Origin of the sequence: Coprococcus sp. AM97-35, from assembly GCF_027697525.1 — a bacterium.
GTDB classification, from domain to species: domain Bacteria; phylum Bacillota; class Clostridia; order Lachnospirales; family Lachnospiraceae; genus Allocoprococcus; species Allocoprococcus comes.
In genome coordinates, this window is the sequence record NZ_JAQESL010000031.1 from 20,648 (window position 1) to 28,451 (window position 7,804).

Here is a 7,804-nt window from a genome sequence, read left to right on the forward strand (position 1 = left end):
TCATCTTTTCGTATACTTTTTAGGTGCATGATTGTATTTATTTAAAAACATTATCATTTTATCGTGTACCTTTAAGGTGCTATCTTCTCAGAAATTGTGTACCTATTTGGTGCAAAGCAGTGTAAATTACTGTTTATTTTCCGCAAAGATGTGTACTTTTAGGGGAAAAAGGAGCAATATGAGTAAAAAATTTGAGCAACAGCTTGCAGAATTAGGTATCACATTAACGCAGACCCAGTTTAATCAGTTTGATAAATATTACGAAATGCTGGTGGAATGGAACAAGGTTATGAATCTCACCGGTATCACCGAGTACGAAGAAGTAAACGAAAAACATTTTGTCGACAGCCTTGCATTAGTAAAGGCTCTGGATATCAGTAAAGTTCAAACCGTGATCGATATAGGAACAGGCGCCGGATTCCCCGGAATTCCTTTAAAAATCGCCTTTCCGCACCTGAAAATCACGTTGCTTGACTCTTTAAATAAGAGAATCCGTTTCCTTGACAGTGTGATTGAAGAATTAAATCTTACGGATATCCATACAATCCACGGCAGAGCAGAAGATTTTGCCCGTCAGGCAGACTACAGGGAACAGTTTGACCTCTGTGTTTCACGTGCAGTGGCCAATTTATCTACATTATCCGAATACTGCCTCCCTTATGTAAAAGTTGGTGGATTTTTTGTTTCTTACAAATCCGGTGATATTGTCGATGAACTTTCCGCTGCAAAAACCGCAGTACATGTCCTTGGAGGTACACAAAATAAACCAGTTGTATTCCAGCTTCCAGGCAGTGATATCAGCCGTTCATTTGTAAAGATCAAAAAAATCAAGCCTACCGGGAAGAAGTTTCCTCGAAAAGCAGGACTTCCTTCCAAAGAACCTATCCACGGATAAACAGCTATACATGCCTGTAGTCTGTATATGCCGCAATTGAAATTGAACTATTTTTTCTTTGCATTGAACTTCTGCTATTAGTTCTTTTTACAATAGTTCAATTTTAATTGTTATAGTTTATTCTATTTTGTATTTTTGATAGTTCAATTTTTGTATGCTTTGAAAATGTATTTTTATTTTTTGTATGCAGTTCTGCCAGAAATTTGTTTTCCTATTTCATTTCAAAAAGCGGGTAAGTTCAATTTTTTACCCGCTTAAAATCTGATTTTTTATTTTCATTTAGCTTGATTATTTCTGCAAAAAGCCCAATAATCATCCTTCTGTTTTGTTTTTCAGAGAAAGACAATTTCCGTAGAAATTCCCAGAGTTGCATGTCGGTTTTCATGGTGTTCATGAGCAGAATAAGTACCAGTTAAGTACCAGTTCCGTTTGCTATTAGATAATCGCAAAAGTTGATCAAGAGCCATATATAGCCAAATGCGGGATGTACACCGAAGTGTACATCCCGCATTTGGCTATAATGTGTACCTGAACGTACTTTATATTATTCAGCAGAGAAAAGGATATCCAGCTGTTCTGCGAATCCTTCCGGTTGTTCAATTTGTGGAAGATGTCTCGTATCCTTTATGCACATGCATTCTATAGCAGGTACATGCTTCTGATATTGTTTAGCAATCTCAATACTGTTTTCATCATATTGTCCAGAGATAATACAGATACTATTTGTCGCCTTGCGAATACAATGATAAATATTTGTCTTTGTATATCCACCTTTGATGCTTGCAAACAAATATTTTGAATGTGCGTTTTCATTATGAGCAGATTCATGGTATATCTTCGTCATCTGATAATCTATCGTATCTTCGTCATACAGATACTTATCCACAAATTTTTCATCAATCGCTTCTCTTGAATGAATAATGTTGTACAGCAGCGTACCAATAATCGGTATTTCGATAAGGAATTTCAGCGTCTTGGTTCTCTTATTCGGACATTTTGCAAGTTCCGTAAGTGACAGTGGATTCACCATACAAATCTTTCCAATCACATTTTCATCATTTCCGCATGCCATAACTGCAATAGCAGCCGATTCTCCTGTAGCCACAACATCTGCCTTTTCACCAATGATATGTTTAATAAAATCTGTCAGCATTTGCACATAAAGGAAATTAGTATAAGTAATATTTGGCTTTTCAGATCGTCCACAACCTAGCAGATCCACGGTATAAACAGTATGCTTTTCTGCAAGAATTGCCGCTACTTTTTTCCATTCTACGCCAGAGCTTTCTGCATCCAAATCATGAAGTAGCAGTAGTGGTTTACCATTTCCCTGTTTTCTATAATAGATTTTTCCAAATCTCCAGTCATAATAATTTCCCTCAGATGAGTTTAACAAGCTGTCTTTTGTTGCCATTTCTATAAGTGTTTTATTTATCAGATGGATTGTAATCGCACCAAGTGTTGCTAAAACCGCACAACTTTTCAATTTATTTTTCATCGTTAATTGTCCTTTCTCCGAATCATTTTTGCCCCGATTCAGCAAGATCATACTCGCAAATAGTATCTGTTTTGTGTAATGTTTCACCTTGCAGCTTATAGATAAGTATACCATAATCTCCTTACAGTTTAAAGATTTTCATCATGTTATTGTTCCTTGGTTTTCGACAAAATGTTTCACGTGAAACATTTTGTTTTCTCTTTTTCCAGCTGCTCATAGCCAAATATATTTTAATATATCTAAAATATGATGATACCATGGGCAAAAGGTCAGAAAGCCGATGCAAGCTTGCTTGCAAGAGATTTTTGGTCTCTTGACCCGCCAGAAAAATGAGTAAGTAGCCATTTTTTCAAGGAAAAATGAGCGGATTACGAATGTTTTTATACATTTTCACATTTCACTTTGTGCAGAATGTTTCGTGCAAAAAATCCCCTTATTTATAAAAAATGCAAAAATAAATGTTTCACGTGAAACATTTAGTAGATTTAGATAAAGTTTAGTGTTACAATTATACCTAGATGTAAATAAAACTTCATATATATTTGCACACTATTAGAAAGGAGGTAATTGCAATGGGAAGAATAATTGCCGTTGCCAACCAAAAGGGTGGCGTTGGAAAAACTACAACAGCGATCAATTTATCCTCGTGTTTATCGGCAAAAGGGCAGAAAGTTCTCGCAATCGACATGGATCCACAGGGGAATATGTCCAGCGGTCTTGGTATAGATAAGGATAATGTTGCCTATACTGTATATGATCTTTTAATCGGCGAAGCCACTATGGATCAGGTGCTATGCAAAGAAGCAATTGAAAATCTCGACGTAATTCCCGCAAACATTGATCTGTCTGGTGCCGAAATAGAGTTGCTCGATACTGAGAACAAAGAATACATATTAAGAGATGAGGTGCTTAAGATAAGAAGTAATTACGATTACGTCATTATCGACTGCCCACCTTCACTTAGTATGCTGACAATCAATTCAATGACTACAGCCGATACCGTATTGGTTCCAATTCAGTGTGAATACTATGCACTTGAAGGATTGAGCCAGCTGATTAAAACAATCGAGCTTGTAAAAGAAAGATTGAACGAAAACCTTGAAATGGAAGGCGTTGTATTTACCATGTATGATGCCAGAACCAATCTTTCTCTTCAAGTTGTTGAAAATGTAAAAGATAATCTTGATCAGACAATTTACAAAACTATCATTCCACGTAATATACGACTTGCAGAAGCCCCAAGTCATGGCTTACCAATCAACTTATATGATCCTCGTTCAACAGGAGCTGAAAGTTATATGTTATTAGCAGATGAAGTAATTCATAAAGGAGAAGAGTAAGCATGACAGCAAAACGAGGCGGACTTGGAAAAGGTCTGGATAGTTTAATCAAAGAAAACAAAACCGCAAAACATACTGCACCGGTCAAAAAAGAAGTAGTGAATGCCGGGCCAATTATGATGAAAATCAATGATGTAGAGCCAAACCGTGACCAACCAAGAAAACATTTTGAGGAAGATGCTCTCTTGGAACTTGCTGATTCAATCAAACAGTTTGGAATCCTGCAGCCTCTGATTGTTCAGAAACGGAACGATTACTACGAGATCATCGCCGGCGAGCGTCGCTGGCGTGCAGCAAAGCAGGCCGGTGTCAAAGAGGTCCCTGTTATCATTAAAGAATACACAGATCAGGAAATCGTTGAAATTTCTCTTATTGAAAATATTCAGCGTGAAAATCTGAATCCAATCGAAGAAGCGCAGGCATACAAACGCTTGCTAAATGAATTCAGTCTGAAGCAGGATGAGGTAGCTGAGCGCGTTTCAAAGAGCAGAACTGCTGTTACAAATTCTATGCGTCTTCTAAAGCTGGACGAGAGAGTACAGCAGATGATCATCGATGACATGATTTCAACCGGACATGCACGTGCTCTTCTTGCAATCGAGGATAAAGAGCAGCAATATATTCTTGCCAATAAAGTATTTGATGAAAAGCTCAGTGTCCGGGATACCGAAAAACTTGTCAAAGAACTAAAGAAGCCAAAAAAAGAAAAAGAAAAGCCTGTTATCCAGAATGCATTTGTATATGAAGATCTGGAGGAACGTATAAAGTCAATCATCGGTTCCAAAGTCCATGTCAATCATAAAGCAAATGGAAAAGGTAAAATTGAAATTGAATATTATTCGGACAACGATCTGGAACGTATATTTGAATTGTTAATGTCAATACAGGAAGGAAAATAATATATGGAAAGTAAAATTCTAAAGTCACTTGGAATTGATCCGGCGTATATATTTCTTTTTCTTATCATGCTGATCATATTGATGTTTCTTCTTTATATTAATGTTAATATGAAATACAACCGTCTGAAATCAAGCTATAACGTATTCATGCGCGGACAGGACGGTAAAACGCTCGAAGAAAGTTTCAGCGCAAGATTCGATGAACTCGACGAGCTTTCCAACATTGCCCACGAAAACAAAGCGGACATCCGCATATTGTATCGCGCGTTGCGAAGCAGCTACCAGAAAGTAGGTATTGTAAAATACGATGCTTTCGGTGAAATGGGTGGAAAACTCAGCTTCGCCCTCACAATGCTTGACAATGATAACAATGGATGGATCCTCAATTCCATGCACAGCAGAGATGGCTGTTACACTTATATAAAAGAAATTGTGCGTGGTGAAAGTTACATTGAGCTCTCTGAAGAAGAGGCCGAATCACTAGATCAGGCCGTTTACCAGGAAATGTATGATCCGGATGTACAGGATGCAATCAAACCACAGTAATTTGCCTGAATCCCTTGATAATCCTCAGGTGATAGAATAAGATGATGTAAGTGGAAAAATTTACTTTTGCCACTCACATCATAAGATATAAAAATAAAGGAATAAGACAGGAGAACAATTATGTTAGATATTAAATTTTTAAGACAAAACCCGGATGTTGTAAAAGAAAACATCAAGAAAAAATTCCAGGATGAAAAGCTTCCACTTGTAGATGAAGTAATTGAGCTTGACAAGAGAAACCGTGAAATCAAAGGTGAAGTAGAAGCACTCCGTGCTGAGAAAAACAAAGTTTCCAAAGAAATTGGCGCATGCATGGCTCATGGTGAAAAAGAGAAAGCAGAAGAGCTTAAGAAAAAAGTTCAAGAAAACGCTGCCCGTATGGAAGAACTTTCTGCTGAAGAAAAAGAAGTAGAAGCAAAAATCAAAAAAGATATGATGGTTATCCCAAATATCATCGATCCATCTGTACCGATTGGTAAAGACGACAGCCAGAATATTGAAATTGAAAAATTCGGCGAACCGGTTGTTCCGGACTTTGAAATTCCATACCATACAGAAATTATGGAAAAATTCAACGGAATCGATCTTGAAAGTGCAGGAAAGGTTGCCGGAAATGGTTTCTATTATCTGATGGGAGATATTGCACGTCTTCACTCAGCAGTTATCTCTTATGCACGTGACTTTATGATCGATCGTGGATTCACATACTGTATCCCGCCTTTCATGATCAGAAGCAACGTTGTTACAGGCGTTATGAGCTTTGCCGAAATGGATTCTATGATGTACAAAATTGAAGGCGAAGACTTATATCTGATCGGAACCAGCGAGCATTCTATGATCGGTAAATTCATCGATACCATGCTTGATGAAGCTGAGCTTCCAAAGACACTGACTTCTTATTCTCCATGCTTCCGTAAAGAAAAAGGTGCTCATGGAATCGAAGAACGTGGTGTATACCGAATCCATCAGTTTGAAAAGCAGGAAATGATCGTTGTATGCAAACCGGAAGAAAGCAAAGAATGGTATGATAAATTATGGAAAAACACTGTTGATCTGTTCCGTTCTCTTGATATCCCGGTTCGTACACTGGAATGCTGTTCAGGTGACCTTGCCGACCTTAAAGTAAAATCTTGTGACGTAGAGGCATGGTCTCCAAGACAGAAGAAATACTTTGAAGTAGGAAGCTGCTCTAACCTTGGTGATGCACAGGCAAGACGTCTTGGCATCCGTGTAAAAGGAAGCGACGGAAACAAATACTTCGCACACACACTGAACAACACAGTGGTAGCTCCTCCGAGAATGCTGATCGCATTTCTCGAGAACAATCTTCAGGCAGACGGTTCTGTCCGCATTCCTGAAGTACTTCGTCCATACATGGGCGGTAAGTCTGAAATCAGATAGAAAACGAGGTAAATTTTGCATAAATATTTAAACGCTATCGGATTCCACGATATCGCATCTGAACGCGAATGGTATCAGATTCTTCTTGAATCCGAAAAGAATTTTTCCGGATATGACCGTATTGCCTTGGACGAACACACAGATCTCTGTGAGCTTCGCAGGGAATACGGCAACGGAATAGGCATTTCTTCCTACGGCTTTATCGATGAAAATGATGAAGCGTTCCGCAGAGAATGCTATTTCCCATATTTTTCAGGCAGTGGAGTCAGCTCTTATGCTGATATTGCAGTAGAACAGAAAACCTTCTCACCGACCTATGTTGGTGTCTGCGAGGATGTAAAGCTCGGCTGCAGTATCATTTTCCATATTCAAAACGGAATGGAATACATAAAAGAAGCCACTCTCGGCGGTCTGAACAAAAGTTCAATCTCTGTAACATTTTCCGGGCTTGCCTTAAGTGGGAAAATTTTGCTTCCGGTCACAAAGGATACAGGCGCTGCGGACAAGAGAGCGGAAGAGCTCCGCAACCGGATGATGCTCATGAGCGCAGCAAAGGAAGGGAATCCCGATGCCATTGAAAGCCTTACGCTTGACGACATCGACACCTATGCCGCAGTATCAAAAAGAATCCGTGGGGAAGATATTTACAGCATTGTCGATACACATTTTATGCCATCTGGTCTTGAATGTGACCAGTATGCGATCCTTGGTGAGATTCTGAATATCGATACCATTGAAAATCTTCTTACTGGGAAAGAACTTTATGTTCTTACAGTTGAAACCAATGAGCTTCAATTTGATGTATGCGTACCGGTTGAAAAGGTAATTGGCGAACCGGCAATTGGAAGACGGCTGAAGGCACAAATCTGGCTGCAAGGGCATATTAATTTTTAGGAAAAAATTTTGACTTATATAAAAAGCATGACCAAATTTCTTTTAATTGAAAATTAGTCGTGCTTTTTGTATATGCGCTTCAGAACATTCGACTTTACATAAAGAAGTCCTATAAAAGCTATTTCACATACAAAATCCCGCTTTGTTACCTCACCATAATTATCCCATAATTATTCTCTTAGAAAAGCATTTGACATTTTCATGTTCAAACGGTATGATATATGTGTATGTTCTATTAGTTAAATGAATATAACAAGTGTCTCCTAAGAGAAAGCCGAGGCATTCCCCAAATTGGGGAACGTTCTAATGTTACCAAAGCAAAAAAATCTGT

Annotated in this window: 7 protein-coding genes; 6 read left to right on the forward strand and 1 reads right to left on the reverse strand. The window is 38.3% G+C overall.

Translation table 11 applies throughout. The features are described 5' to 3' along the window. Nucleotides 1-178 precede the first annotated feature (178 nt). On the forward strand, nt 179-895 hold the full coding sequence (rsmG, locus tag PG840_RS14775) for a 16S rRNA (guanine(527)-N(7))-methyltransferase RsmG (protein WP_008371371.1): 717 nt from the start codon (nt 179-181) through the stop codon (nt 893-895). Between the two features lie 544 nt (nt 896-1,439). On the opposite strand, the gene PG840_RS14780 is transcribed toward rsmG, so the two are convergent. After that, complete coding sequence (locus PG840_RS14780; RefSeq protein WP_243172308.1) at nt 1,440-2,393, reverse strand: alpha/beta fold hydrolase; 954 nt, start codon at nt 2,391-2,393, stop codon at nt 1,440-1,442. Nucleotides 2,394-2,965: 572 nt separating this feature from the next. Between PG840_RS14780 and PG840_RS14785 the strand changes: the two genes are divergently transcribed. From PG840_RS14785 to PG840_RS14805, 5 genes are all read left to right on the forward strand, one after another. Further along, nucleotides 2,966-3,733, forward strand: a complete 768-nt coding sequence (locus PG840_RS14785) for a ParA family protein (RefSeq protein WP_008371366.1) — start codon at nt 2,966-2,968, stop codon at nt 3,731-3,733. 2 nt (nt 3,734-3,735) lie between these two features. Then, nucleotides 3,736-4,632 carry a ParB/RepB/Spo0J family partition protein gene (locus PG840_RS14790; protein WP_173690765.1) on the forward strand — a complete coding sequence of 299 codons (897 nt, stop codon included), beginning with the start codon at nt 3,736-3,738 and terminating at the stop codon, nt 4,630-4,632. Between the two features lie 3 nt (nt 4,633-4,635). Next, nucleotides 4,636-5,178, forward strand: coding sequence for a DUF4446 family protein (locus PG840_RS14795; RefSeq protein WP_008371363.1), 543 nt, complete (start codon nt 4,636-4,638; stop codon nt 5,176-5,178). A gap of 120 nt (nt 5,179-5,298) precedes the next feature. Next, complete coding sequence (serS, locus tag PG840_RS14800) at nt 5,299-6,579, forward strand: serine--tRNA ligase (protein WP_270613817.1); 1,281 nt, start codon at nt 5,299-5,301, stop codon at nt 6,577-6,579. A 15-nt stretch (nt 6,580-6,594) separates the two neighbouring features. After that, complete coding sequence (locus PG840_RS14805) at nt 6,595-7,473, forward strand: DUF3881 family protein (RefSeq protein ID WP_117824049.1); 879 nt, start codon at nt 6,595-6,597, stop codon at nt 7,471-7,473. Nucleotides 7,474-7,804 lie beyond the last annotated feature (331 nt).

Coding starts and splice junctions, on each gene's coding strand:
- rsmG (WP_008371371.1), top strand. CDS start 179: ATGAGTAAAAAATTTGAGCAACAGCTTGCAGAATTAGGTATCACATTA.
- PG840_RS14780 (WP_243172308.1), bottom strand. CDS start 2,393: ATGAAAAATAAATTGAAAAGTTGTGCGGTTTTAGCAACACTTGGTGCG.
- PG840_RS14785 (WP_008371366.1), top strand. CDS start 2,966: ATGGGAAGAATAATTGCCGTTGCCAACCAAAAGGGTGGCGTTGGAAAA.
- PG840_RS14790 (WP_173690765.1), top strand. CDS start 3,736: ATGACAGCAAAACGAGGCGGACTTGGAAAAGGTCTGGATAGTTTAATC.
- PG840_RS14795 (WP_008371363.1), top strand. CDS start 4,636: ATGGAAAGTAAAATTCTAAAGTCACTTGGAATTGATCCGGCGTATATA.
- serS (WP_270613817.1), top strand. CDS start 5,299: ATGTTAGATATTAAATTTTTAAGACAAAACCCGGATGTTGTAAAAGAA.